Below are 24,553 nucleotides of genomic sequence, written 5' to 3' on the forward strand. Positions count from 1 at the left end.
GGCAGGAACGAATCAGCTCAATGGACGTTTAGCTCAGGCAATAGTGCCGGATCAGGTCACGCAATAGACGCACGGTAGGCTCGATGCGTGACATTTCAAGGTATTCGCCAGGCTGGTGGGCGCAGGCGATGTCGCCTGGGCCGAGCACGATGGTCTGGCAGCCGAGCTGCTGAAGATAAGGCGCTTCGGTGCCAAAGGCCACTGCTTCGGCACGATGGCCGGTCAGGCGCTCGGCCAGCCGCACCAGCTCGCTGTCGGCAGCCTGCTCGAACGGCGGCACTTCGGGGAACAGCGGCGCGTAGTCGATGCGCACCTCGTGACGCTCCGCCAGCGGCTCCAGCTTGGCGCGAATGGCGGCGCGCAGCGGCTCCACATCCATGCCTGGCAGCGGGCGCAGGTCGAACTCCAGGGCGCACTGGCCGCAGATGCGGTTGGGGTTGTCGCCACCGTGGATGCAGCCGAAGTTCAGGGTGGGGGTTGGCACGCTGAACTGCGGGTTACGGTACTTTTCCTGCCAGCCACGACGCAGTTCCATCAGCTCGCCCATCACCGCGTGCATGGCCTCCATGGCGCTGTGGCCCAGGCTCGGATCCGACGAATGGCCACTGCGCCCGAGGATATCGATGCGGTCCATCAGGATGCCTTTGTGCATGCGGATCGGCTTGAGCCCTGTCGGCTCACCGATCACCGCCGCTCGCCCGAGCGGCTGGCCGGCTTCGGCCAGCGCGCGGGCGCCGGACATGGAGCTTTCCTCGTCGCAGGTGGCGAGGATCAGCAGCGGTTGCTTGAAGTCGTGTTCGAGCAGCGGGATCACGGCGTCGATGACCAGGGCGAAGAAGCCTTTCATGTCGCAACTGCCCAGCCCCACCCAACGGCCATCGACCTCGGTCAGCTTGAGCGGGTCGCTGCTCCACAGCTGAGGGTCGTAGGGCACTGTGTCGCTGTGCCCGGCCAGCACCAGGCCGCCCGGGCCGGTGCCGCGGCTGGCCAGCAGGTTGAACTTGCCGGGGCTGACCTGCTGGATCTCGCAGGTGAAGCCAAGGTCGCCCAGCCAACCGGCCAGCAGGTCGATGACCGGGCGGTTGGACTGGTCCAGCGCAGGCTGGGTGCAACTGACCGAGGGGGCGGCGATCAGGGCGGCGAACTGGTCTTTCAGCGACGGCAACGGCATGCGCGGACTCCTCGGCGGCATCGACGCTCATCATAACAACCCCGTCCCTGCGCAGAGCAAGCGATTGCCTGTAGGAGCGGGTTTACCCGCGATGGGCCGCAAAGCGGCCCCAAAACCGGCAGGCCACAGCCGACTCCTGTAGACTGCTCGCCAACGACGCCCCTCCTTCCCGAGCCCGCGATGCACAAAGAAACCGAACTCAAACTCCGCGCCAGCCGCGAGACCCTTGACGCCCTGCGCGAGCACCCGCTGCTGAAGAAGCGCAACAAGTCCGGCTGGCAGACCCGCGAGCTGCTCAACCAGTACTTCGACACTCCGGAACGCGAGCTCTCCGCCGCCCGCGTCGCCCTGCGCCTGCGCCGCGACGGCGAGGTCATCATCCAGACCCTCAAGTGCCGTGGCCAGAGCGTGGCCGGCCTGTCCGAGCGCAACGAGTACGAGTGGCACCTGGACAAGGTCAAGCTCGACCTGAAGAAGCTCGATGCCACCTGCTGGCCCGAGCAACTGGCCGACCTCGACAAGAAGACCATCAAGCCGCTGTTCACCACCGACTTCACCCGCGAGTACGCTGAAATCGCCTGGGGCCGTGGCAAGGCCAAGGTGGTGATCGAGGCCGCGCTGGACCGGGGCTTCGTGATCGCCGGCAAGCGCAAGGAAGAAATCTGCGAGCTGGAGCTGGAGCTGCGTGAAGGCGCACCGGAAGCGCTGCTGGAACTGGCCGCCGAGCTGGCTGCCTCGCTGCCGTTGATGCCCTGCGACATCAGCAAGGCCGAACGTGGCTACCGCCTGCTCGACCCGGACAGCTACGAGCTGGACCTCCCGCACACCGAGCTGGACGCCGAGACGCCACTGGACGACGCCTACGCCGCCCTCGCCTGGCAACTGCTGGGCAGCAGCCAGCGCCTGGCCGAGCAATTCCGCCACAACGGCCACTGGCGCCTGCTTCAGGACTGGGTCCGCTGCCTGGCCGAACTGCGCGCCCTCACCTCCAGCCTCGGCCAGGCTGCGCCGCGCCCTGCCACCCGCGCCCTGCGCAGCAGCCTCGACGCGCTGCTGGAAGACTGGCGCCCGCTGGTGCAGGCCGGCAATGATGACGAAGACATTCGCCGCGCCGCGCCCGAGCAGTTCGCCGAAGAGCTTGAAGATGTGCGCTGGGGCCAATTCTCCCTGGAGACCGCCAATTGGCTGAACGCCCGTGCCTGGACCGCCGAGCGCAAGGGTCGTGGCGAGCGCCAGGGCAAGGCCCAGCTGGCCAGCTGGCTGCAACACCAGCTGGGCGAGGAAGCCCGGGCATTGAAGCTGCCGCTGTACGTGCAGCGCCCGGAAGACCTGGCCGAACAACTGCCGCGCATCGAGTGCGTGCAGGCCTGGCTGCACCATGCGCGCCAGGTGCTGGACCTGCCGCAGCTGGACCGCCTCTACGGTGAGCTGAACAAGCTGCACCAGCTGGCCGAACAGCCGTTGCTGGACGAGCACAAGGACGAACTGCTGGAGGCCCGCATCGAGCAGGCCCGCGCCATCGAGCAGAACCGCGCCTGGAAGTACCTGCTCAAGGCCTGAGGCCCCTTCGCCGGCAAGCCGGCTCCTACACTGTCTGGATTGCCCCAGTCCACCGTCCGTAGGAGCCGGCTTGCCGGCGAACCGCTCCTCAACGCCCCAGCGGCAGGCTGGTGGTGCTCTTGATCTCCGACAGCGCCACGATCGAATTCACCTCCTGGATCCCCGGCACATTCGACAACTTCTCGAAGAAGAACCGTTCGTACGCCTCGATATCCGACGTGACGATCCGTAGCAGAAAGTCCACCGCCCCCATCAGTACGTAGCACTCCAGCACTTCAGGAAACCCACGGATCGCTTCGGTGAACTCGGCGAAATTCGAGCGGCCATGGGCATTGAGCTTCACCTCGGCGAAGATCTGTGTGTTCAACCCTACCTTCTTGCGGTCCAGCAGGGTCACCTGACCTCGGATCACGCCCTCTTCCTTCAAGCGCTGGATACGCCGCCAGCAAGGCGATTGCGACAACCCGACGCGCTCGGCAATCTGCGCACTGGATAGCGAAGCATCCTCCTGCAGCAATTCGAGGATGCGTCGATCATAGGCGTCCAACTCGCTTTGCATAGTTGATTCCTGATTTAGCTAAATATGAAATTGAATTATTCGACCGGGCGGTAAATCGAATAAATCATAGCGAAAAAATGCCCCGCCCCCCGTGCAAGAATTTCCCCACTTTCGCGGAGACCCGGCATGAACGCACTCGAACGCCCCCTCACCCCCTCTCGCGCCGACGCCTGGGCCGCCAACGCCGCCCACTGCACCGTGCGCTACCACTTGCAGGCTGAAGCCGAGCCAGACAGCCTGTGCCGCGTGCTCAACCTGTTCGCCCTGCAGTTCCTCACCCCGCACAGCGTGCAGGTCAGCCAATGCGACGACCTGCTGGACATGCAGATCGGCATCGGCGGCCTGAGCTGGCACCGTGCCGAAGTGATCGCGCAAAAGCTGCGCAACCTGGTTTGCGTCAGCGAAGTCAGCCTGGAAAACCTGCCAGCGCTGGCCGAGGTCGTCGCGCGCTGAATGACCCACGCAAGATTCCGAAACCCTTTGCCGGCGCAGTCTTGATCACCCGCGACTAGCCTTGCCCAGGCCACCGTTCGCCCGGCAGGGACGCCACCATGTTCGCCAACGCTACCCAAGACCTCGATCTCAATCGCCTGCTCGACGCGCTGCTGGCCGAACACCGGCTCACTGCCGGCGACGCGCTGGAGGTGCTCGAACGCGCCAAGGCGTGCCCCACCGAACATCCCCTGGAGCTGATCGCCGCGCTCGACCTGGCCGACCCGCTGCACCCCGGCCAGCGGCTGGACCTGAACACACTGTGCCGCTGGCTGGCAGACCAGGTTGGCCTGCCGTTCCTGCACATCGATCCCCTGCAGGTCGACCTGGCCCGGATGACTAGCCTGATGTCCGCCGGTTTCGCCCAGCGTCACGGCATACTGCCCATCGCGGTGGACGCTGGCGCCATCACGGTGGCCACTGCCCAGCCCTACCTGCGTGAATGGGAGGCCGAGCTCGCGCTCAGCCTGGGCAAGACGGTATGCCGCGTGCTGGCCAGCCCCAGGCAGATCCACCAACTGAGCCCGACGTTCTTCGGCCTGGCCCGCTCCGTGCGCGGTGCTGGCGCCCAGCCCCCGCCGGGCCTGGATGAGCTGGAGCAGCTGCTCGAAGTGGGCGTCAACCAGCCACAGGCCAGTGCCGATGATGCCCATATCGTGCATATCGTCGACTGGATGCTGCAGTACGCCATCGAACAACGGGCCAGCGATATCCACCTGGAGCCCCGCAGGGAACAAGGCCACCTGCGCCTGCGCATCGATGGCCTGCTGCACCAGGTCTACAGCTTCCCGGCCAACGTCACCTTGGCCATGGTCAGCCGCCTCAAGCACCTTGGGCGGATGAACGTCGCGGAAAAGCGCCGCCCGCAGGATGGCCGCCTGAAGAGCCGCTTGCCAGGCGGCACTGAGACCGAGCTTCGCCTTTCCACGCTACCGACGCCGTTCGGTGAAAAGCTGGTGCTGCGCCTGTTCGATCCACAGCAGCTGCACGACAACCTCGAAAGTCTGGGTCTGGACGGCCCGATGCTGGAGCAATGGCAAGCGCTGCTGCGTCAACGCCGGGGTATCCTCCTGGTGACCGGCCCCACCGGGTCAGGCAAGACCAGTACCCTCTACGCCAGCCTCAGGCATCTGGCCACTCCCCAGGTAAACCTGTGCAGCATCGAAGACCCCATCGAACGCCTGGAGCCGGCGATCAACCAGCTGCAGGTCCAGCCTGCGCTCGACCTGGGCTTCGCCAATGGCGTGCGTGCCCTGCTGCGCCAGGACCCGGACATCATCATGATCGGCGAGATCCGCGACCCGGAGACCGCCCAAGTGGCCGTACAGGCCGCATTGACCGGCCACCTGGTGCTGTCGACGCTGCACACCAACGATGCCTGCGGAGCAATCACCCGCCTGCAGGAACTGGGCGTCGCCGACTACCTGATCAAGGCCACCTTGAGCGGCGTCCTGGCCCAGCGCCTGGTTCGCACCCTTTGCCCGGCATGCCACGGCACACAGGCCTGCCAGCAGTGCCGTGGCACGGGCTACCACGGCCGCACCGGGCTGTTCGAGTTGCTGCCTGTCAGCCCACGCCTGCGCGAATGGATCACGCCGTCCACCGACATTGCCGCGCTGCACCAGCAAGCCCTGGCCGACGGCATGCGCGACCTGCGACGCTGTGCACAGGACAAGATCGAGCGCGGCCTGACCAGCCAGGAAGAGGTACTGCGTGTCTGTGGATAACCAAGAATTCCCCTGCGTGGCCGGGAACTTGCCGCAGGATCAGTGGATCAAACCGGCATCTCAACCGCCCTCATCCACCGAGGTGATTCAACATGCGTTTCAAAACAGCCATCGCAGCCACCGTCCTGTTCTCGCTGCCTATTGGCTCCGCCATGGCCGATACGTTCTGGCGTAACGTGATTTCCTCCGGCGCCACCACCGCCTCGACCTACCTGACGTTCAAGGATCACAAGCTGATCGTCGCCGCCCAGGACGACGCCGGCAGCTTTGTCGCCAGCGAGGGCGCGATCCGCGGGCCGTACCTGGAAGCCGCAATGCGCCAGGTGCGCGCGGACAACCCTGGCGTCCAGGCCAGCGACATGGAGCTGGCCAACGCAATCCTGGCCAAGAACGCCGTCGCCGAGTAACCCCCCTCGCCCTGTAGGAGCGGCTTCAGCCGCGATCACCCGCAAAGCGGGTGCCATGCACCGCGATATCCGCATCGCGGCTGAAGCCGCTCCTACACACCATTTCAGCGATACGCCTCCACCGGCACACACGCACAGAACAGATTCCTGTCCCCGTACACGTTGTCGACCCGGTTCACCGCCGGCCAGTACTTGTGCTGGCGCGCGTGAGCGCTGGGCGCCACCCCCTGCTCGATGCTGTAGGGCCGATCCCACGGCGCCAGCACATCGGCCAGGGTATGCGGGGCATGCTTGAGCGGATTGTCCTCGGCAGGCCAGTTCCCTTCCTGCACCTCACCGATTTCGGCACGAATTGCCAGCATCGCCTCGACGAACCGGTCCAGCTCGGCCTTCGACTCGCTCTCGGTGGGTTCGACCATCAGTGTGCCTGGCACCGGGAACGACATGGTCGGCGCATGGAAGCCATAGTCCATCAGGCGCTTGGCCACATCTTCCTCGCTGATACCGGTCAACGCCTTGAGCGGGCGCAGGTCAAGGATGCACTCGTGGGCCACACGCTCGTTGCGCCCACGGTAGAGCACCGGGAAGGCATCGCGCAGCTGGCTGGCCAGGTAGTTGGCCGACAGGATCGCCACCTCGCTGGCATCGGCCAGTTGCGGGCCCATCATCGCGATGTACATCCAGCTGATCGGCAAGATGCTGGCGCTGCCCCAGGGCGCGGCGCTGACCGCCGTCATGTTCGGATCCAGGCCGGGCACCGGCACCACCGGGTGGCTGGCGACGAACGGCTTGAGGTGGGCACGGATGCCGATCGGGCCCATGCCCGGGCCGCCACCGCCATGGGGGATGCAGAAGGTCTTGTGCAGGTTCATGTGCGACACGTCGGCACCAATGTCGGCGGGCCGCGTCAGGCCAACCTGGGCGTTGAGGTTGGCGCCATCCATGTACACCTGGCCACCGTGCTGGTGCACCACCTCGCAGATTTCGCGGATGCCCTCCTCGTATACGCCATGGGTCGATGGGTAAGTGACCATCAGGCATGACAACCGATCACCGGCCGCCTGCGCCTTGGCCTTGAGGTCGTCGAAGTCGATGTTGCCCTGCTCGTCGCATTCGACGATCACCACTTCCATCCCCGCCATCTGGGCCGACGCCGGGTTGGTGCCATGGGCCGACGACGGGATCAGGCACAGGGTGCGCCTGGCCTGGTGGCGGCTGCGGTGATAACGGGTGATGGCCATCAACCCCGCATATTCGCCCTGGGCGCCGGAGTTGGGCTGCATGCAGATGGCGTCGAAACCGGTGATCGCGCACAACCAGCGTTCCAGCTCGTCGATCATCGCTTTATAGCCCTGCATCTGGGTGAGCGGGGCAAACGGGTGTGGTTGCGAGAATGCAGGCCAGGTGATGGGGATCATCTCGCTGGTGGCGTTGAGCTTCATGGTGCAGGAACCCAGGGGGATCATCGACTGGTTCAGCGCCAGGTCCTTGTTCTCGAGCTGCTTGAGATAACGCAGCATCTCGGTTTCGCTGTGGTGCAGGTTGAACACCGGGTGCTGCAGGATCGGCGTGCGTCGTACCAGGGCACCGGGGATGCCTTCGGGCAGCGCTTTCTGATCAAGCTCGGTGATATCCAGCCCGTGGTCGACACCAAGGAAGATGTCGAACAGCTTGTACACCGTCGCTTCGTTGCAAGTTTCGTCCAGGCTGACACCCAGGTGCCCGCGCCCGAGGATGCGCAGGTTGATACGCGCCTCCTCGGCGCTGGTGATGATTGCTGCCTGGGTGCCGCCGACATCCAGCGTCAGGGTGTCAAAGAAATGCTGGTTGAGGCGCTTGATGCCCTTGGCCTCCAGCCCGGCGGCAAGGATGAAGGTCAGCCGGTGCACGCGCTGGGCGATGCGTTGCAGGCCCTCGGGGCCATGATAGACGGCGTAGAAGCCGGCAATGTTGGCAAGCAGCACCTGCGCCGTGCAGATATTCGAGTTGGCCTTCTCGCGGCGAATATGTTGCTCGCGGGTCTGCAGGGCCATGCGCAGCGCGGTGTTGCCACGGGCATCGCGGGACACACCGATGATGCGCCCGGGCATGGCCCGCTTGAAGTCGTCACGGCAGGCGAAATAGGCCGCATGAGGCCCGCCATAGCCCATGGGCACGCCGAAGCGCTGGGTCGAACCGAGCACCACGTCCGCCCCCAGCTCGCCCGGCGGGGTGAGCACCACCAGGCTGAGGATGTCGGCGGCCATGCAGGCCAGCGCCTGCTGGCCGTGCAACTGGTCGATGAGGGGACGCAAGTCGCGCACTTCGCCGTGGGTGTCCGGGTACTGCAGCAAGGCCCCGAATACCTTGTGCCTGGCTAGGTTATCCACAGAATCGACGATCAGTTCGAAGCCGAAACCCTCGGCGCGAGTCTTGAGTACCGACAGCGTCTGCGGATGGCAGTGCTCGTCGGCGAAGAAGGCGTTGCTCTTGCTGCGCGCCACCCGTTTGGCCAGGGCCATGGCTTCGGCCGCGGCGGTGGCCTCGTCGAGCAGCGAGGCATTGGCCAGCGCCAGCCCGGTCAGGTCTATGACCATCTGCTGGAAATTCAGCAACGCCTCAAGGCGCCCTTGGGCAATCTCTGGCTGGTAGGGTGTGTAGGCGGTGTACCAGCCTGGGTTCTCCAGCACGTTGCGCAGGATGACCGTGGGGGTGACGGTGGCGTGATAGCCCATGCCGATCAGGCTGGTCCACAGCTGGTTCTGCGCGGCGTAGCCGGCGAGCTTGTCGAGCGCGGCCTGTTCGTCGAGGGCTGGCGGCAAGTCGAGGGGGCGGTTGAGGCGAATGCCGGGCGGCACGGTCTGTTCGATCAGCGCATCGCGGCTGGCGACACCCAGTGCCTCGAGCATGGCCTGCTGCTCCGGGCCGTCGGGGCCCAGGTGGCGACGCAGGAAAGGGTTGGGCTCTTGCAGTTGACTCAGGGATGGCGACTGGGACATGGCGACGATCTCTTCCTGGACCAGTTCTCTTGGAGACTTACAAGTCTAGGAAGGGATCGGGGATGTTGCGGGAAAACTTGTGAAGCCTGTTCGCCAGCAAGCTGGCTCCTACATGAACGTGCGCATCCCTTGTAGGAGCCAGCCTTGCTGGCGAACCACGATCACTCGCCGATCAAAGCCTTATAGCCAGCAGCATCCAGCAGCTTGTCCAACTCGGACTTGTCGCTCGGCTTCAGCTTGAAGATCCACGCACCGTAAGGTTCTTCATTGAGCAGCTCCGGGCTGTCGGCCAGCTCGTCGTTGACCGCGATCACTTCGCCGCCCACCGGCGCGTAGATATCCGAAGCGGCCTTGACCGACTCGACCACGCCTGCGGCGTCGCCAGCCGCGAACACCTTGCCGACTTCGGCCAGTTCAACGAACACCACGTCACCCAGGGCTTGCTGGGCATGGTCGCTGATGCCCACGGTCACGGTGCCATCGGCTTCCAGGCGCGCCCATTCATGGCTTTCGGCAAAACGCAGGTCGGCGGGGATATTGCTCATGTCTTGTCTTCCTCGATTGGGTCAGCGGACGGCCCGCCGTTAAGTGTTCAGATCAGGATCTTGCCGTGGCGCACGAAGGTCGGCTTGACCACCCGCACCGGGTACCACTTGCCGCGAATCTCCACCTCGGCGCGATCACCGGTGGCCATGGGCACGCGCGCCAGGGCAATGGATTTGCTCAGCGTAGGCGAGAAACTACCACTGGTGATCTCCCCTTCGCCAATGCCGGATACACGGACCACCTGATGGGCGCGCAACACACCGCGCTCCTCGAGCACCAGGCCGACCAGTTTTTCCTTCACGCCCTGCTCGATTTCCGCCAGCAGGCCGCCGCGGCCGACGAACTCGCGGCCAGCCGGCTCCCAGGCGACGCTCCAGCCGAGATTGGAAGTCAGCGGGGTGTGCGACTCGTCGATGTCCTGGCCATACAGGTTCATGCCGGCTTCCAGGCGCAGCGTGTCACGGGCACCCAGGCCACTGGGGGCGATGCCCGCACCGACCAGGTCGTTGAAGAAGGCCGGGGCCTGTTCGCCGGGGAGGATGATCTCGAGGCCGTCCTCGCCGGTGTAGCCCGTGCGGGCGATGAACCAGTCACCTTCGGCGAAGCCCTCGAACGGGCGCAGTTCGCGGATGAGTGCGGCACGTGGCGCGCTGACCAGGGCGGCAACCTTTTCACGGGCTTGCGGGCCTTGAATCGCGAGGATTGCCAGCTCCGGGCGGGCGGTGAAACTGACCTTGAAGCCAGCGCTCTGCGCGTGCAGCCAGTTCAGCACCTTGTCGCGGGTGGCGGCGTTGGCCACCAGGCGATAACCCGCTTCGGTGCGGTAGGCGATCAGGTCGTCGATGACCCCGCCTTCATGATTGAGCAAAGGGCTGTAAAGCGCCTTGCCGGGGCTTTCCAGACGCGTCACGTCATTGGCGAGCAGGTGCTGCAGCCAGGGCGTGGCGGCACAGCCTTCGATATCGATGACGGTCATGTGCGAGACATCGAAAACCCCGCAGTCACTGCGCACCTGATGGTGCTCCTCGACCTGCGAGCCGTAGTGCAGGGGCATGTCCCAACCGCCGAAGTCGACCGTCTTGGCGCCAAGCGCCAGGTGCAGGTCATACAGAGGCGTACGCTGTCCCATGGGTTTCTCCTTCCGGGCGTGGCGAGGCGGCGGCGGGCGGCAATGTTTATCGACTGCCTGTTCTTGTAGGATCCGCCGCTGCGAATGCCGCGCATTGTAGCCGCAAGGAAGCGCCCTGGCACCCTTATCGCCGATGCCCCGGACGATGGGCCGAGCGACGGATCAGGCCGATCACCGGCAGCAAACCGACCAGCACCAGGGTCAGCGCCGGCAGCGAAGCCCGCGCCCATTCACCCTCGCTGGTCATCTCGAACACGCGCACGGCCAGGGTGTCCCAGCCGAACGGGCGCATCAGCAAGGTGGCTGGCATTTCCTTGAGCACATCGACGAACACCAGCAACGCGGCGCTCAGGGCTCCGGGCACCAGCAACGGCAGATACACCTTGAAAAACAATCCTGGCCCGCCAACGCCGAGGCTGCGCGATGCCTCCGGCAAGGAGGGCCGGATGCGCTCCAGGCTGCTTTCCAGCGGCCCGTAGGCAACGGCGATGAAGCGCACCAGGTAGGCCAACAGAAGCGCCGACAGGCTGCCCAGCAACAGCGGCTTGCCCGCCCCGCCCAGCCACTGCGACAACGGTATCACCAACTGGTTGTCCAGGTAGCTGAACGCCAGCATGATCGACACGGCCAGCACCGAGCCTGGCAACGCATAGCCCAGGTTGGCCAGCCCGACCCCGGCACGGATCCCCGTGGTGGGCGCCTGGCGACGGGCGAAGGCCAGCAGCATCGCCACGCTGACCGTGATCAACGCGGCCATGCCCCCCAGATACAGGGTGTGCACGACCAGCCCGAAATAGCGTTCGTCCAGGTCGTGCCGACCTCGCTGCCAGAACCACGCCAGCAGTTGCAGCAGTGGGATGACGAAGGCGCAGGCGAACACCAGCAGGCACCAGGCGCTGGCGGCGAACGCCTTGACGCCGCGCAGGTGATACAGCGCCTGCCCCCGTGGCCGTTCATTGCCACTGCGGCTGGCACCGCGGGCGCGGCGCTCGCCGTACAACACCAGGATGACCGCCAGCAACAGCAAGCTCGCCAGCTGCGCCGCGCTGGACAGGCTGAAGAAGCCGTACCAGGTCTTGTAGATCGCCGTGGTGAAGGTGTCGAAATTGAACACCGACACCGCGCCGAAATCGGCCAAGGTTTCCATCAGCGCCAGGGCGATACCCGCACCGATAGCTGGGCGCGCCATGGGCAGGGCGACGCGCCAGAACGCTTGCAGGGGGGACAGCCCAAGCACCCGCGCCGCTTCCATCAGGCCCTTGCCCTGGGCCAGGAACGCGGTGCGCGCCAGCAGGTAAACGTAGGGGTAGAACACCAGCACCAGCACCGTGATCACCCCACCGGTGGAACGCACCCGCGGCAGGCGCATGGGCCCGAACACTTCGCGCAGCGCCGTCTGCACGGGGCCGGCGAAATCCAGCAGGCCGACGAAGACGAATGCCAGCACATAGGCTGGGATGGCGAATGGGAGCATCAACGCCCAGTCGAGCCAACGCCGGCCCGGGAATTCACAAAGGCTGGTGAGCCAGGCCAGGCTCACCCCCAGCACCGTCACGCCGACACCAACGCCGACCACCAGGGTGAGGGTGTTGCCCAGCAGGCGGCCCATCTGGGTGTCGAGCAGGTGCGACCAGATCTGCGTGTCGATCGACTGCCATGAGATCAGCAGGACGCTCAGCGGCAGCAGGACCAGGGCGGCAGTGAGGAAGACCGGGAGGTACCAGCGGCGTTGGAGGGTATGGGGCAATGCAGGAGTCTCGATTGCAGGTGGCGACCGCTGCGCGGTCGTTCGCGGCTGAAGCCGCTCCTACAGGGGACCGTACAATCCTGTAGGAGCGGCTTCAGCCGCGAAGGGGCCCCTGAGGGCCCCGCAAGGATAAGCCGTGAAACTCAGTTCCAGCCAGCCCGGTCCATCAAGCGAATCGCCTCGGCCTGGCGCTTGCCGGCGACCTCGACCGGAATGCTGTCGGCCTTGAAGCTACCCCATGCTGCTACCTCTTCCGACGGTTTCACCTTCGGGTTGGCCGGGAATTCCTGGTTGATGTCGGCAAACAGCTTCTGTGCCTCTTCACCTGTCATCCACTCGACCAGCTTCTTCGCCGCTTCCGGGTGTGGCGCATGTTTGGTCAGGCCAATACCCGACAGGTTGACGTGCACGCCACGGTCGCCCTGGTTGGGCCAGAACAGCTTCACCGGCAGGTTCGGCTTCTCCTTGTGCAGGCGGCCGTAGTAGTAGGTGTTGACGATACCCACGTCGCACTGGCCGGCGGCGATGGCCTGGAGCAAGGCGGTGTCGTCGGAGAACACATCGGTGGACAGGTTGTTGACCCAGTCCTTGACCAGCTTCTCGGTCGCGGCCTCACCGTGGTTCTCGATCAGGGTGGCGGTCAGCGACTGGTTGTAGACCTTCTTCGCCGTGCGCAGGCACAGGCGGCCTTCCCAGTTCTTGTCGGCCAAGGCTTCGTAGGTGCTCAACTCGGACGGTTTGACCCGCTCGGTGGAGTAGGCGATGGTCCGCGCGCGCAAGCTCAGGCCGGTCCAGTCGTGGGACGAGGCGCGGTACTGTGCAGGAATGTTCTTGTCGATGATGTCCGACTTGATCGGCTGCAGGATGCCCATCTGCTCGGCCTGCCAGAGGTTGCCGGCATCGACGGTGAGCAGCAGGTCGGCCACGCCGTTCTCGCCCTCGGCCTTGATGCGCTGCATCAGCGGGGCTTCCTTGTCGGTGATGAACTTGATCTTCACCCCGGTCTTGGCGGTGTAGGCGTCGAATACCGGCTTGATCAGTTCGTCGATGCGCGAGGAGTACACCACCACTTCATCCGCTGCCTGGGCGGTGCCACCGAACAACGTGAGGGCCAGGGCGGCCAGTAGGGGCTTGCGGGATAACATTCGGAGCACTCCTCGCTGAGTTGAGAGGTGCAAATGGTAGTGGTTCCCATTTTGTGGCTCATCTGTCGAGCCGTTACCGGATGTTGCAAAGTGCCCGTTCGCCGGCAAGCCGGCTCCTACGCAGATCACTGTAGGAGCCGGCTTGCCGGCGAACCTTCACGCCCGCGCCAGTTCCGGCAGATCCCCGGACAACCCCAGCGCCTGGCGCACGAACAACGCCTTGGCCTCGGGCATCTGCTCCACCAGCTTCAACCCGCTGTTACGCAACCAGCGCAGCGGCAGCGGATTGGCCTGGAACAACCGCTCGAAACCTTCCATCGCCGCCATCAATGCCAGGTTGTGCGGCATCCGACGGCGCTCGAAACGGCTCAGCACCTTCACATCGGCCAGGCGCTCGCCGCGCTCGCAGGCCCGCACCAGCTCCTCGGCCAGCACCGCGGCATCGAGGAAGCCCAGGTTGACCCCCTGCCCCGCCAGCGGGTGGATGGTATGGGCCGCGTCGCCGATCAGCGCCAACCCTTCCTCCACGTAGCGCTTGGCGTGACGCTGACGCAGCGGCACGCAGACCCGCGGGTCGGCCTGCAACACCTCGCCCAGGCGGCCCTCGAAGGCCCGTTCCAGCGCCTTGCAGAACGCCTCGTCATCCATCGCCATGGCCTGCTCGGCCTGCTCCGGCGTGGTCGACCAGACGATCGAGCACCAGTCCTGCCGGCCGTCACGATCGAGCGGCAGGAAGGCCAGCGGCCCCTCGTCGGTGAAACGCTGCCAGGCCGTGGCCCGGTGAGCCTCGCTGCAGCGCACGCTGGTGACGATGGCGTGGTGCAGGTAATCCCACTCACGGGTCTCGCAACCCGCCAGGCGCCGCACCGCCGAGTTGGCACCGTCGGCGGCGATCACCAGCGGCGAGCGCAACTGGCGGCCATCGGCCAAGGTCAGCAGCCATTCGTCGCCGGAACGGCGCAACTGCTCAAGACGAGCGTTGGGCAGCAGGCCGACATCACTGTCGTGCAGGCGCTCCAGCAGGCCGTCCTGGACCACGCGGTTCTCGACGATATGGCCCAGCACCTGGGCATGCACGCTGGCCGCCGAGAAGTGAATCTCGCCAGTACCGCTGCCATCCCAGACGCGCATGTGCGAATACGGCGATACGCGCCGCCGAGCGATGCCCTCCCAGGCCCCCACACGCTCGAGAATGCGCTGGCTGGCCGCCGACAACGCGCTGACCCGCGGCTCGAACGCCGCGTCGCTGTCGAAGGGCTTGACCGACAGCGGGCCGCCGTCGAGCAGAAGGACTTCCAGGCCGCTGTGGCGCAAGGCCAGGGCCAGTGCGCTGCCGACCATACCGGCACCGACAATCAACAGATCCGCGCGCATTTCCATGCCTTACGCCTGCCTCGCTTGCGGCTTGAGCCGCACATATAGGGTTTTGTCGACCCGCGCCACCAGCTCGCCGACGCCATCGCGGATCTCCACCTGCAACCGGGGCAGGTATTTCTTGCCGCTGGCGGTCTGCTGGCGGATGTCGTCCAGCAGCGCGTCATCGACGTGCAGTTCGGCATACACCGGGCCCTTGCCCGGCGAGATGAAATCGATGCTGGCGGCCTTGTCCCAGACGATGTACTCGCGCCCCAGCTGCTCGATCAGCAGCAGCATGTAGAACGGGTCGACCATCGAATACAGGCTGCCGCCGAACTGGGTGCCGACGTAGTTGCGATTCCACCGCGTCAGCTTCATGCGCACCTTGACGCGGCGCATGTCCGGGCTGATTTCCTGGATGTGGATGCCGGCACCGAGGTAAGGCGGGTAGAGGTTCAGCAGCCAACGCAGCATGCGGGCCCGGCGGGCGAGCTTGCGGGAGTCGCTCATGCCTGGCCTCGCGGGTCGGGGCGTGTCCCCAGGCCCATGGCCTGGCGGGCGAACCAGCTTTTCGCGGGGGGCAGCAAGTCGAGGCCGAGCAGGCCGATATTGCGCCCAGCCGCCATCAAAGGCTGGTTGCTGCCGAACAGGCGAGTGACCTGGTCGGAGAAGCCGATGGTCATCGCCTGGTCGAGGCGCTGGCGCTTCTGGTAGACCTGCAGCGTGGCCAGGTCGCCAGGTTGCTGCGGGCCGGCCAACAATGCATCGGCCAGCGCCTGCACATCGCGCAGCGACAGATTGAAACCCTGGCCGGCAATCGGGTGCAGGCTGTGGGCGGCGTTGCCCAGCACCACCAGGTGCGGGCGCACCTGCTCCTCGGCCTCGACCAGCGCCAGCGGATACAGATGGCGGGCGCCCACCTGGCGCAGCGCGCCCAGGCGATAGCCGAAGGCGTCCTGCAGCTCGCGCAGGAAACTGCGCTCATCGAGTTCGGCCAGGCGCCTGGCGTCCATCCCCTGGCGCGTCCAGACCAGCGCGCAACGGTTCTCGGACAATGGCAACAGCGCCATCGGACCCTGCTCGGTGAAGCGTTCGAAGGCTTGGCCGCCATGGGCCTCGCCCGGAGTGATGTTGGCGATCAGCGCGCTCTGGTCATAGGGCGTGCGCCGCACATGAATGCCCAACTGCTCGCGCAGGCCCGAGCGCCCACCATCGGCCAGCACCGCCAGGTCGCACTCAAGCGAGGTGTCGTCGTCCAGTTGCAGCCGATAGCCACCGGCGATTGCCTGCATGGCCTTCACTTCGGCCGGGCAACGCCAACTGACCACCTCGCTGTCGATGGCCTGCCACAGGCACTGCCCGAGCCAGGCGTTCTCCACCACATAGCCGAGCGCCGGCACGCCCTCCTCGCCGGCATCCAGGCGCGTGGCACCAAAGCGGCCACGGTCGGAGACCTGGATCTGCAGGATCGGTTCGGCACGACGGCTGATGGCCTGCCACAGCCCCAGTTGCTCATAGATCTGCCGGGTGCCGTAGGACAGCGCCGAAGAACGCGCGTCGTAGCTGGGCTGGAAGCTGTCGCCCGGGGCGAACGGCTCGATCAGCAGGATCTTCCAGCCACGCGCCTTGGCCGCGGCCTGCAGGGTCAACGCCAGGCTGGCGCCGACCAGGCCGCCACCGATGATCGCCAGATTGACCCGGTTCATGCGGCGTCCTCGCGGGCACCGAGCATCAACGCCTCGATCTCCGGGACAGTCTTGGGTACGCCTGAAGTAAGGATTTCACAACCTTGCCTGGTGACTACCACGTCGTCCTCGATCCTTACGCCGATGCCGCGCCATTTTTTCGCGACGTTCTGGTTGTCGGCGGCAATGTAGATGCCGGGTTCGACGGTCAGCGCCATGCCCGGTTCAAGCACCCGCCACTGGCCACCGACCTTGTATTCGCCCACGTCGTGCACGTCCATGCCCAGCCAGTGCCCGGCACGGTGCATGTAGAAAGCGCGATGGGCTTCGCTGTCGATCAGCGCCTGTACCTCGCCCTTGAGCAGGCCCAGTTCCACCAGCCCTTCGGTGATCACCCGCACGGTCGCCTCGTGGGCGTGGTTCCAGTGCTTGCCCGGGGCGATCACCTCGAACGCGGCTTCCTGGGCCTTGAGCACCAGCTCGTAGATGGCCTTCTGCTCCGGCGAGAAGCGCCCGCTGACCGGGAAGGTGCGGGTGATGTCGCTGGCGTAGCAGTCGATCTCGCAGCCGGCGTCGATCAGTACCAGGTCACCGTCCTTGAGCGGTGCGTCGTTCTGCTGGTAATGCAGGATGCAGCTGTTGCGCCCGGCCGCGACGATCGAGCCGTACGCCGGCATCTTCGCCCCGCCCTTGCGGAACTCGTAGTCGAGCTCGGCTTCCAGGCTGTATTCGTGCAACCCCGCACGGCACGCCTGCATGGCCCGGACGTGGGCGCGGGCGGAGATTGCCGCGGCCTCGCGCATCACCTTCACTTCCGCCGCCGATTTATACAGGCGCATGTCGTGCAGCAGATGATCCAGGGCAACGAACTCGTTCGGCGGCTGGGCACCCAGGCGGGCCTTCGAACGGATCACGTTGATCCAGTCCATCAGCCGCCGGTCGAACTCGGCATTGCTGCCCATGGCGCTGTACACCCGCTCGCGGCCTTCGATCAGGCCGGGCAGGATCTCGTCGATGTCGGTGATGGGGAAGGCGTCGTCGGCACCGAAGTCGCGCATCGCGCCTTCCTGGCCGGCACGCAGGCCGTCCCATTGCTCGCGCTCAGGGTTGCGCTCGCGGCAGAACAGCACGTACTCACCGTGCTCGCGGCCAGGGATCAGCGCGATCACCGCCTCGGGCTCGGGGAAGCCGCTGAGGTACTGGAAATCGCTGTCCTGGCGATAGACGTGCTCGACGTCACGGTTGCGGATGGCAACCGCGGCGGCCGGCAGGATGGCGATGCTGTTGGGGACCATCTGCGCCATCAGCGCCTTGCGCCGACGGGCGTACTCCGCCTTGGGTATGTGGCTCATGGGCAAACGACCCCGGTTCAGATCAGTGCAGCGATGGCTTGGTGGCGGGCGCTTCCGGTTTCGCCAGCTCCGTGTAGAGCAGCAGCGGCGCTACACGCAGGTATTCCATGACTTCCATGTAGTCGTTTTCGCCGTCCTCGGATTCTTCCAGCGCTTCCTGGACCTGCGAAATGGCCACCAGGTCCTGGAGCACTTCCTTCGCGTCGGTGGACAAGTCCTTGCCGCCGGCGTTCAAGCCGAAACCGGTAATGAAGCCCTGGCACCACTGGCCCAGCGCGGCGGCGCGGTCGGCCAGCGCGGCATCATCGGACGGCAGCAGCAGGACGATGGCGACGTCCTCGCCGGTCAGTTCGGCCTTGACCATCTCTTGCAGGCCGACCAGGGCGTTGCGAACGGTGTCACCAGGCTCGGTCTCGAGCAGCTGGGCCGCATCGGCCAGCCAGGCGTCGGCATCGAAGCCGGCGCCGGCGCAGCTGCGGCCGATCAGCAGGCCATGCAGCTCGGCGGGAGTGACAGGGTGGCCATTGCTCGAAAGCAACATGGCGAAGGCGATGTAGGGCGATTGGGTATTGGGCATGGGCAGCTAGGCGCCAGACGGCGCAATGACTAGAATGGAGACCTTGTATCCTAGCACCGGCAGGCGCGCCAAGACCATCGGCACTGGCCGTCTCGCCCCTGGGGCAGGCATGATCGCCAGGTGAGTCAAGGAATCGAGTGCAACCCATGCAAGAGAACGACCTGCAAGCGCTGATGAGCCGGTTCGAGCTGCTGATCGAGCGCGTCGAGCAACTAAAACGGCAAAATGCACTCCTACTAGCTCAGGAACGATCCTGGCGCGAGGAGCGCGCCCACCTCATCGAAAAGAACGAGATCGCCAAACGCAAGATCGAATCGATGATCCTGCGCCTCAAGGCCCTGGAGCAAGACTCATGAGTTCAAGCAATAGCGTCACCGTGCAGATCCTCGACAAGGAATACTCGATCATCTGCCCGCCCGAGGAGCGCAACAACCTGGTCGGTGCCGCGCGTTATCTCGATGGCAAGATGCGCGAGATCCGCAGCAGCGGCAAGGTGATCGGCGCCGACCGCATCGCCGTGATGGCCGCGCTCAACATCACCCACGAGCTGCTGCACCGCCAGGAACGCCCGGAAGTCGCCAGCGGCGGCACCACCCGCGAGCAGGTGCGCGACCTGCTGGAACGGGTCGACCAGGCACTCACCGACGATCCGGTTAGCAAAAACGATTGAGATTGGTATACTGGCGCCACTCCCTGGGGGATGCGCCAGTCGGTTATGTCCCTGAGCCGATACGCACAACCACGGGGGTTGCACGCTGGGGCCGGTGTGCATGTCCGCCCGACGGAAAGCCTTAACGCCCCCTGCAATCTCCACCTTGAACTTTCGGGTTCAAGGGCTACACCGATAGCGGTCTTGTCGGGGAGCCTGAATTCTATTGCCCGCCTTCCTGGCGGGCATTTCGTTTTGGCCGCCAGCCTCATCGGGGATCGCCCGTGCCATGACCGACATCGCGCCGCTCACCCGCCCCCAACTGCGCCGCCTGCTGCGCAACGCCCGCCGCGCACTGACAACATCCCAGCAACGCCAGGCTGCAATCGGCCTGTACCGCCAGTTGGCGCAGGACCCGCTGTTCCGTCGCGCCCGGCATATCGCCCTGTACCTGCCCAACGACGGCGAGATCGACCCGCGCCTGCTGCTGCGCGAAGCCCACAAGCGCGGCAAACGGGTGTATCTGCCCGTGCTGCACGCCTGGCCACGCACGCGTATGGTGTTCCAGCGCTTCGAGCCGGGTGAAAAACTGCGCCCCAACCGCTTCCGCATCGCGGAGCCGGTGATCGAGCGCAAGCGTCAACGACCGGTCTGGGCGCTGGATCTTGTCCTGCTGCCGTTGGTCGGGTTCGATGAAGTGGGCGGTCGCCTGGGCATGGGCGGCGGCTTCTACGACCGCAGCCTGGCCTACCAAGCGCGGCGCAAGGCCTGGAAAAAACCAGTGCTGCTGGGGCTGGCACACGAATGCCAGAAGGTGGAGCGGCTGGCCCAGGCGAGCTGGGATGTACCGTTGCGCGGGACGGTCTCGGACCGTGGCAGGTACCTGGCGCCGAAGTGAACGGGCGCGAAAAGGGGGATCAGCGGTGCTGCTGTTGCGCCGGGTCGACCGGGGCCTGTTGATAGGCGGCGTCCAGCTTGCGCTCCCACAAACCCTGGGCGTAACCGGTGGTGACCACACCCAGGCCGAAGATGAAGGCCAGGATCCAGAGCAGGTCCGGTTTACGTTGTTTCATCGATTGCCCCCCTAGGCAATAGTTCATGCTCGGCGGCTTTCTTGATGGCTGCCGGAGCGTCTAGCTTTAAAATCGGCGCATTTTCCGACAACGTGAGTCGACACGCAAACGTTGACGCCAACCGACTGTCGGTTTCATGCAACGATTTATTTCAAACCCTTTCAGGAGCTGCATCCATGGCCTATTGGCTGATGAAATCCGAGCCCGACGAGCTGTCGATCGAGGCCTTGGCACGCCTGGGCGAAGCCCGCTGGGACGGTGTGCGCAACTACCAGGCGCGCAATTTTCTGCGGGCCATGAGCGTAGGTGACGAGTTCCTGTTCTACCACTCCAGATGCCCGCAACCGGGCGTCGCCGGTATCGCCCGGATCACCGCCGCCGCTTATCCGGACCCCACGGCGCTGGACCCTGAAAGCCACTACTTCGACGCCAAGGCCAGCACCGAGAAGAACCCGTGGAGCGCGGTGGACGTGGCCCATGTACAGACCTTCCGCCGGGTGCTCGGCCTGGGCCTGCTCAAGCAGCAGGCCGCCTTGGAGGCATTGCCCCTGGTGCAGAAAGGCACCCGCCTGTCGGTGATGCCCGTGACACCCGATCAGTGGGCGGCAATCCTCGCACTGAACTGAATAGCCGTCTATCGTCAGGGGTTTGACCGATATCAACGCGCCAGGAAGTGCGCCGCGCCAGGATTGAGGCGTGCCAGCCGCAGGATGCAGACCGATGAACCGAATCGCCCCCAGACTCTTCGCTGGCGCCTTGATCGCCCTGCTATTGGCGGCAGGTGGGCTGGGTTACTGGAAATCCCTCCACGACCGCCTGCCTGAAGGCCTGAGCATGGGCAACGGCCGCCTAGAGTCCACCGAAGTGCAGATCGCCAGCAAGGTCCCCGGCCGCCTGGCCGAGGTGCTGGTGGACGAAGGCGACAAAGTCAGCCGTGGCCAACTGCTCGCACGCATCGACACCCGCACGATGGAAGCCCAACGCGCCCAGGCCGAGGCCGAAGTGCTGCGCGCCAACGAGAACTACGCCGCCGCCCAGGCCAGCGTGCAACTGCGCCAGAGCGAGCTGCTGCTGGCCAGCCAGGAGCTCAAGCGGGTGCGCGAAATCTACCAGCGCAAGTTCGCCAGCCAGCAGTTGCTGGACCAGCAGCAAGCCCGCTACGACACCGCCAACGCCGCCGTGGTCGCCGCCCGGGCGCAACTGGCGGCGATCAAGGCCGCCATCGGCGCCGCCGAGGCCCAGGTGGCGCAACTCACCAGCGAGATCGACGACAGCAGCCTGCGCGCCCCCATCGACGGCATCATCCAGCTGCGCCTGGCCGAGCCCGGCGAAGTGCTCGGTGCTGGCGGCCGGGTGTTGATGCTGATCGACCCCAGCGACCAGTACATGAACCTCTACTTGCCCGCCGCCACCACCGGGCGGCTGACGGTTGGCGATCAGGCACGGATCGTCCTCGACGCCCTGCCGGAAAAGGCCTTGCCGGCCAAGGTAGCGTTCGTTGCGGCGAAGGCGCAGTTCACCCCGAAACAGGTGGAGACCCGCGACGAACGGCAGAAGCTGGTGTTCCGGGTGAAACTGCGCCTGAGTGAACCCAGCGCCGTGCCCCAGGCCAAGCCCGGCATGCCCGGCGCTGGTTACGTGCGCACCGCCGACGTGGACTGGCCGGCCAACCTGCAATGAACGCCGCACCAGCGCTGCTGGCCGAAGACATCAACCACCGTTACGGCGATATCCAGGCCCTGCGCGACGTGGCCTTCAGCCTGCCGGCCGGCACCCGCTGCGGCCTGATCGGCCCGGATGGCGCCGGCAAGTCGACGCTGCTCGGGCTGATCGCCGGGGTCAAGCGCCTGCAACAGGGTGAGCTGCAGGTGCTTGGCGGCCCGATCCGCCAGCGCCGTCACCGCACCGCGCTGTACCCCAGGGTCGCGTTCATGCCCCAAGGCCTGGGCAACAATTTGTACCCGGAGCTGTCGATCCGCGAGAACATCCAGTTCTTCGCCACCCTGTTCGGCCTGGGCCGCGCCGAATGCCGGGAGCGCATGGCCAGCCTGCTGCGCGCCACCGACCTGGAACGCTTCGCCGAGCGCCCGGCGGGCAAGTTGTCCGGTGGCATGAAGCAGAAGCTCGGTTTGTGTTGCGCGCTGATCCACGAACCGGACCTGCTGATCCTCGACGAGCCAACCACGGGCGTCGACCCGTTGTCGCGGCGGCGCTTCTGGGAACTGGTGGAGCAGGTCCGCGTCCAGCGCCCTCAACTGACCCTGCTGGTGGCCACCGCCTACATGGAAGAGGCCGAGCAGTTCGAGCACTGCCTGATGCTCGACGGCGGGCGCCTGCTGGCGGCCGGCCCCAGCCAGGAACTGGCCGCCGTTACCGCCAGCGGCAAGCTGGACGATGCCTTCACCCACTTCCAGGGCGCCGGGCGCGAACAGCCCGCCCCCTTGCACATTCCGCCCCACGAGGCCGACGACGGCCCGGTTGCCATCGAAGCCCACGACCTGACCCTGCGCTTCGGCGACTTCACTGCCGTGAACAAGGTCAGCTTCGCCATCGGCCGTGGCGAGATCTTCGGCTTCCTCGGTTCCAACGGCTGCGGCAAGACCACCACCATGAAAGTGCTTACCGGCCTGATGCCGGCCAGTGAAGGCAGCGCCAGCCTGCTCGGCCGCCCCGTGGACGCCGGCGATCTGGCCACGCGCAAGCGGGTGGGGTTCATGTCCCAGAGTTTTTCCCTGTATGGCGAGCTGAGTACCCGACAGAACCTCGAGCTGCACGCACGTCTGTTCGACCTGGCCAAGGCCGACAGCGCCCCGCGCATCGCCGAGTTGATCGAGCGTTTCGACCTCGGCGCGATTGCCGACCAACCGTCCGGCGCCCTGCCCCTGGGCTTGCGCCAGCGCCTGTCGCTGGCCGTGGCAGTGCTGCACCGCCCGGAAGTGCTGATCCTCGACGAACCTACCTCCGGCGTCGACCCGGCCGCCCGCGACGGCTTCTGGCGCTTGCTGGTTGAACTGTCCCGCGAACAGGGTGTGACCATCTTCCTCTCCACCCACTTCATGAACGAAGCCCTGCGCTGCGACCGCATCTCGCTGATGCACGCCGGCCGGGTGCTGGCCTGCGACACCCCGCAGGCGCTGCAGCGACGGTTCGGCGGGGACACCCTGGAAGACGCCTTCGTGCGCTGCCTCGAACAGGCTCAGGACACGCCAACCCAGGCCCAGGCCGAGACAGCTCTGCAACAGGCCGGCACGCCTCCACCGCCAATGCGCCAGGCCTTCAGCCTGCGCCGCCTGCTGGCCGTGGCCAGCCGTGAAGGCAAGGAACTGCTGCGCGACAAGGTGCGCCTGGCCTTTGCCCTGCTCGGTGCGCTGTTCATGATGGTGATATTCGGCTATGGCATTTCGCTGGACGTGGAGAACCTGGCCTTCGCCGTCTACGACCAGGACCAGAGCACGCAAAGCCGCGCCTACCTCGAAGCCTTCCGCGGCTCACGCTACTTCGCCGAACAAGCGCCGATTCGCGATGCCCGCCAGCTGCACCAGCGCCTGCAACGCTCGGAGATCAAGCTGGCCCTGGAAATCCCACCAGGCTTCGGCCGCGACCTGCACGCCGGGCGCCAGCCGGTGGTAGCGGCCTGGCTCGACGGCGGCATGCCGTTCCGCGCCGAAACCAGCCGCAACTATGTCGAGGCCGTGCACCAGGCCAACCTCGAGCAGCTCGCCGCCCTCAGCCCGCACCCGGTGTCGCGCCAGCAGCCCGTGCGCCTGGAGACGCGCTTTCGCTACAACCAGGATGTGGTCAGCGTCAACGCCATCGGCCCCGGAGTGATGGCGCTGATCCTGGCGTTCATCCCGGCCATGCTCACCGCGCTGGGGATCGTGCGGGAAAAGGAGCTGGGCTCGATCACCAACTTCTACGCCACCCCGCTCACCCGCCTGGAGTTCCTGCTCGGCAAGCAGGCGCCCTACCTGGCGGTGAGCCTGGTCAACCTGGCGCTACTGGTGGCGATGAACCGCTGGCTGTTCGGCGTGCCGCTCAAGGGGAGCCCGCTGGCCCTGGCCTGCGGTGGCCTGGCCTACCTGCTGGCGACGACCAGCCTCGGCTTGTTGATCTCGGCTTTCACCCGCACGCAGATCGCGGCGATCCTCGGCACCATGATCATCACCAGCCTGCCGACCATCCAGTTCTCCGGGCTGATCGTGCCGCGTTCATCGCTGGACGGTTCGGCGGCGCTCATGGGCCAGCTGTTCCCGGCCGGGTACTTCCTCGACATCGCCGTCGGCACCTTCACCAAGGCCCTGGGCCTGCGTGAGCTGTGGCCACAGTGCCTGATCTTGCTGGGCTTCTTTGCCGCCTTCACCGGCCTGAGCCTGGCCATGCTGAAAAAGCAGGAGGCCTGA

General features: G+C 65.8%; 23 protein-coding genes and 1 other RNA gene. 11 read left to right on the forward strand and 13 right to left on the reverse strand.

All coding sequences use genetic code 11. The annotated features are described in order from the left end of the window. Positions 1–28 precede the first annotated feature (28 nt). Positions 29–1,171 (reverse strand): acetylornithine deacetylase, encoded by a 1,143-nt coding sequence (argE, locus tag PSEEN_RS24510; protein WP_011536279.1) that lies wholly within the window; start codon positions 1,169–1,171, stop codon positions 29–31. A gap of 180 nt (positions 1,172–1,351) precedes the next feature. Here argE and PSEEN_RS24515 point away from each other — a divergent pair, with 180 nt between their 5' ends. Continuing rightward, positions 1,352–2,731 carry a CYTH domain-containing protein gene (locus PSEEN_RS24515; protein ID WP_011536280.1) on the forward strand — a complete coding sequence of 460 codons (1,380 nt, stop codon included), beginning with the start codon at positions 1,352–1,354 and terminating at the stop codon, positions 2,729–2,731. An 88-nt stretch (positions 2,732–2,819) separates the two neighbouring features. Here the strand turns inward: PSEEN_RS24515 and PSEEN_RS24520 are convergent, their stop codons facing one another. Next, on the reverse strand, positions 2,820–3,290 hold the full coding sequence (locus tag PSEEN_RS24520; RefSeq protein ID WP_011536281.1) for an Lrp/AsnC family transcriptional regulator: 471 nt from the start codon (positions 3,288–3,290) through the stop codon (positions 2,820–2,822). 126 nt (positions 3,291–3,416) lie between these two features. Between PSEEN_RS24520 and PSEEN_RS24525 the strand changes: the two genes are divergently transcribed. The 3 genes from PSEEN_RS24525 (at position 3,417) to PSEEN_RS24535 (ending at position 5,916) form a co-directional block, all read left to right on the forward strand. Continuing rightward, positions 3,417–3,743 carry a hypothetical protein gene (locus PSEEN_RS24525; RefSeq protein WP_011536282.1) on the forward strand — a complete coding sequence of 109 codons (327 nt, stop codon included), beginning with the start codon at positions 3,417–3,419 and terminating at the stop codon, positions 3,741–3,743. Between the two features lie 98 nt (positions 3,744–3,841). Further along, complete coding sequence (locus PSEEN_RS24530) at positions 3,842–5,509, forward strand: GspE/PulE family protein (protein ID WP_011536283.1); 1,668 nt, start codon at positions 3,842–3,844, stop codon at positions 5,507–5,509. Between the two features lie 92 nt (positions 5,510–5,601). Continuing rightward, positions 5,602–5,916, forward strand: a complete 315-nt coding sequence (locus tag PSEEN_RS24535; protein WP_011536284.1) for a DUF2388 domain-containing protein — start codon at positions 5,602–5,604, stop codon at positions 5,914–5,916. A 104-nt stretch (positions 5,917–6,020) separates the two neighbouring features. On the opposite strand, the gene gcvP is transcribed toward PSEEN_RS24535, so the two are convergent. The 10 genes from gcvP to PSEEN_RS24585 all read right to left on the reverse strand — a co-directional run bounded on the left by gcvP (position 6,021) and on the right by PSEEN_RS24585 (position 18,431). Then, entirely contained in the window at positions 6,021–8,894 is a 2,874-nt protein-coding gene (gene gcvP / locus PSEEN_RS24540) for an aminomethyl-transferring glycine dehydrogenase (RefSeq protein ID WP_011536285.1), read from the reverse strand. A gap of 161 nt (positions 8,895–9,055) precedes the next feature. Beyond that, complete coding sequence (gcvH, locus tag PSEEN_RS24545) at positions 9,056–9,439, reverse strand: glycine cleavage system protein GcvH (protein ID WP_011536286.1); 384 nt, start codon at positions 9,437–9,439, stop codon at positions 9,056–9,058. Positions 9,440–9,486: 47 nt separating this feature from the next. Beyond that, the gene (gene gcvT / locus PSEEN_RS24550; RefSeq protein WP_011536287.1) at positions 9,487–10,569 is read right to left on the reverse strand and encodes a glycine cleavage system aminomethyltransferase GcvT; all 1,083 of its coding nucleotides are present in this window, start codon (positions 10,567–10,569) and stop codon (positions 9,487–9,489) included. 124 nt (positions 10,570–10,693) lie between these two features. Next, positions 10,694–12,316, reverse strand: coding sequence for an ABC transporter permease (locus tag PSEEN_RS24555; protein ID WP_011536288.1), 1,623 nt, complete (start codon positions 12,314–12,316; stop codon positions 10,694–10,696). A 143-nt stretch (positions 12,317–12,459) separates the two neighbouring features. Beyond that, a complete protein-coding gene (locus PSEEN_RS24560) occupies positions 12,460–13,461 on the reverse strand; it encodes an extracellular solute-binding protein (RefSeq protein ID WP_011536289.1) in 1,002 nt (333 codons plus the stop codon). A 156-nt stretch (positions 13,462–13,617) separates the two neighbouring features. Beyond that, positions 13,618–14,835 (reverse strand): 2-octaprenyl-3-methyl-6-methoxy-1,4-benzoquinol hydroxylase, encoded by a 1,218-nt coding sequence (locus tag PSEEN_RS24565; RefSeq protein ID WP_167535670.1) that lies wholly within the window; start codon positions 14,833–14,835, stop codon positions 13,618–13,620. 9 nt (positions 14,836–14,844) lie between these two features. Next, entirely contained in the window at positions 14,845–15,327 is a 483-nt protein-coding gene (locus PSEEN_RS24570; protein ID WP_011536291.1) for a DUF4442 domain-containing protein, read from the reverse strand. Further along, positions 15,324–16,523: a 2-octaprenyl-6-methoxyphenyl hydroxylase gene (ubiH, locus tag PSEEN_RS24575; RefSeq protein WP_011536292.1), complete on the reverse strand. Its 1,200-nt coding sequence runs from the start codon at positions 16,521–16,523 to the stop codon at positions 15,324–15,326. Before ubiH ends, PSEEN_RS24570 begins: the two co-directional genes overlap by 4 nt. Next, positions 16,520–17,854 (reverse strand): Xaa-Pro aminopeptidase, encoded by a 1,335-nt coding sequence (gene pepP / locus PSEEN_RS24580; protein ID WP_011536293.1) that lies wholly within the window; start codon positions 17,852–17,854, stop codon positions 16,520–16,522. The genes ubiH and pepP overlap by 4 nt, the downstream gene beginning before the upstream one ends. Positions 17,855–17,876: 22 nt before the next feature. Then, complete coding sequence (locus PSEEN_RS24585; protein ID WP_011536294.1) at positions 17,877–18,431, reverse strand: YecA/YgfB family protein; 555 nt, start codon at positions 18,429–18,431, stop codon at positions 17,877–17,879. A gap of 146 nt (positions 18,432–18,577) precedes the next feature. Here PSEEN_RS24585 and PSEEN_RS24590 point away from each other — a divergent pair, with 146 nt between their 5' ends. The 4 genes from PSEEN_RS24590 to PSEEN_RS24600 all read left to right on the forward strand — a co-directional run bounded on the left by PSEEN_RS24590 (position 18,578) and on the right by PSEEN_RS24600 (position 19,978). Next, on the forward strand, positions 18,578–18,787 hold the full coding sequence (locus tag PSEEN_RS24590; protein ID WP_011536295.1) for a TIGR02449 family protein: 210 nt from the start codon (positions 18,578–18,580) through the stop codon (positions 18,785–18,787). Continuing rightward, complete coding sequence (locus tag PSEEN_RS24595; RefSeq protein WP_011536296.1) at positions 18,784–19,101, forward strand: cell division protein ZapA; 318 nt, start codon at positions 18,784–18,786, stop codon at positions 19,099–19,101. Before PSEEN_RS24590 ends, PSEEN_RS24595 begins: the two co-directional genes overlap by 4 nt. 17 nt (positions 19,102–19,118) lie before the next feature. Then, positions 19,119–19,298: non-coding RNA, 6S RNA (gene ssrS, locus PSEEN_RS26415), on the forward strand. Positions 19,299–19,369: 71 nt separating this feature from the next. Next, positions 19,370–19,978 carry a 5-formyltetrahydrofolate cyclo-ligase gene (locus PSEEN_RS24600; protein WP_011536297.1) on the forward strand — a complete coding sequence of 203 codons (609 nt, stop codon included), beginning with the start codon at positions 19,370–19,372 and terminating at the stop codon, positions 19,976–19,978. Between the two features lie 19 nt (positions 19,979–19,997). Here PSEEN_RS24600 and PSEEN_RS26895 read toward each other — a convergent pair whose 3' ends face one another. Next, positions 19,998–20,153, reverse strand: a complete 156-nt coding sequence (locus tag PSEEN_RS26895) for a hypothetical protein (protein ID WP_011536298.1) — start codon at positions 20,151–20,153, stop codon at positions 19,998–20,000. A gap of 176 nt (positions 20,154–20,329) precedes the next feature. Between PSEEN_RS26895 and PSEEN_RS24605 the strand changes: the two genes are divergently transcribed. From PSEEN_RS24605 to rbbA, 3 genes are all read left to right on the forward strand, one after another. After that, the gene (locus PSEEN_RS24605; RefSeq protein ID WP_044488550.1) at positions 20,330–20,779 is read left to right on the forward strand and encodes an EVE domain-containing protein; all 450 of its coding nucleotides are present in this window, start codon (positions 20,330–20,332) and stop codon (positions 20,777–20,779) included. A 94-nt stretch (positions 20,780–20,873) separates the two neighbouring features. After that, on the forward strand, positions 20,874–21,833 hold the full coding sequence (locus PSEEN_RS24610) for an HlyD family secretion protein (RefSeq protein ID WP_011536300.1): 960 nt from the start codon (positions 20,874–20,876) through the stop codon (positions 21,831–21,833). Next, on the forward strand, positions 21,830–24,553 hold the full coding sequence (rbbA, locus tag PSEEN_RS24615) for a ribosome-associated ATPase/putative transporter RbbA (protein WP_011536301.1): 2,724 nt from the start codon (positions 21,830–21,832) through the stop codon (positions 24,551–24,553). Before PSEEN_RS24610 ends, rbbA begins: the two co-directional genes overlap by 4 nt.

The sequence above is a fragment of the Pseudomonas entomophila L48 genome (assembly GCF_000026105.1).
Taxonomy (GTDB): domain Bacteria; phylum Pseudomonadota; class Gammaproteobacteria; order Pseudomonadales; family Pseudomonadaceae; genus Aquipseudomonas; species Aquipseudomonas entomophila.

Bases quoted from the DNA above. Each gene is read 5' to 3' on its own strand.
- argE (WP_011536279.1), bottom strand. From the start codon at position 1,171: ATGCCGTTGCCGTCGCTGAAAGACCAGTTCGCCGCCCTGATCGCCGCC.
- PSEEN_RS24515 (WP_011536280.1), top strand. From the start codon at position 1,352: ATGCACAAAGAAACCGAACTCAAACTCCGCGCCAGCCGCGAGACCCTT.
- PSEEN_RS24520 (WP_011536281.1), bottom strand. From the start codon at position 3,290: ATGCAAAGCGAGTTGGACGCCTATGATCGACGCATCCTCGAATTGCTG.
- PSEEN_RS24525 (WP_011536282.1), top strand. From the start codon at position 3,417: ATGAACGCACTCGAACGCCCCCTCACCCCCTCTCGCGCCGACGCCTGG.
- PSEEN_RS24530 (WP_011536283.1), top strand. From the start codon at position 3,842: ATGTTCGCCAACGCTACCCAAGACCTCGATCTCAATCGCCTGCTCGAC.
- PSEEN_RS24535 (WP_011536284.1), top strand. From the start codon at position 5,602: ATGCGTTTCAAAACAGCCATCGCAGCCACCGTCCTGTTCTCGCTGCCT.
- gcvP (WP_011536285.1), bottom strand. From the start codon at position 8,894: ATGTCCCAGTCGCCATCCCTGAGTCAACTGCAAGAGCCCAACCCTTTC.
- gcvH (WP_011536286.1), bottom strand. From the start codon at position 9,439: ATGAGCAATATCCCCGCCGACCTGCGTTTTGCCGAAAGCCATGAATGG.
- gcvT (WP_011536287.1), bottom strand. From the start codon at position 10,569: ATGGGACAGCGTACGCCTCTGTATGACCTGCACCTGGCGCTTGGCGCC.
- PSEEN_RS24560 (WP_011536289.1), bottom strand. From the start codon at position 13,461: ATGTTATCCCGCAAGCCCCTACTGGCCGCCCTGGCCCTCACGTTGTTC.
- PSEEN_RS24565 (WP_167535670.1), bottom strand. From the start codon at position 14,835: ATGCGCGCGGATCTGTTGATTGTCGGTGCCGGTATGGTCGGCAGCGCA.
- PSEEN_RS24570 (WP_011536291.1), bottom strand. From the start codon at position 15,327: ATGAGCGACTCCCGCAAGCTCGCCCGCCGGGCCCGCATGCTGCGTTGG.
- ubiH (WP_011536292.1), bottom strand. From the start codon at position 16,523: ATGAACCGGGTCAATCTGGCGATCATCGGTGGCGGCCTGGTCGGCGCC.
- pepP (WP_011536293.1), bottom strand. From the start codon at position 17,854: ATGAGCCACATACCCAAGGCGGAGTACGCCCGTCGGCGCAAGGCGCTG.
- PSEEN_RS24585 (WP_011536294.1), bottom strand. From the start codon at position 18,431: ATGCCCAATACCCAATCGCCCTACATCGCCTTCGCCATGTTGCTTTCG.
- PSEEN_RS24590 (WP_011536295.1), top strand. From the start codon at position 18,578: ATGCAAGAGAACGACCTGCAAGCGCTGATGAGCCGGTTCGAGCTGCTG.
- PSEEN_RS24595 (WP_011536296.1), top strand. From the start codon at position 18,784: ATGAGTTCAAGCAATAGCGTCACCGTGCAGATCCTCGACAAGGAATAC.
- PSEEN_RS24600 (WP_011536297.1), top strand. From the start codon at position 19,370: ATGACCGACATCGCGCCGCTCACCCGCCCCCAACTGCGCCGCCTGCTG.
- PSEEN_RS26895 (WP_011536298.1), bottom strand. From the start codon at position 20,153: ATGAAACAACGTAAACCGGACCTGCTCTGGATCCTGGCCTTCATCTTC.
- PSEEN_RS24605 (WP_044488550.1), top strand. From the start codon at position 20,330: ATGGCCTATTGGCTGATGAAATCCGAGCCCGACGAGCTGTCGATCGAG.
- PSEEN_RS24610 (WP_011536300.1), top strand. From the start codon at position 20,874: ATGAACCGAATCGCCCCCAGACTCTTCGCTGGCGCCTTGATCGCCCTG.
- rbbA (WP_011536301.1), top strand. From the start codon at position 21,830: ATGAACGCCGCACCAGCGCTGCTGGCCGAAGACATCAACCACCGTTAC.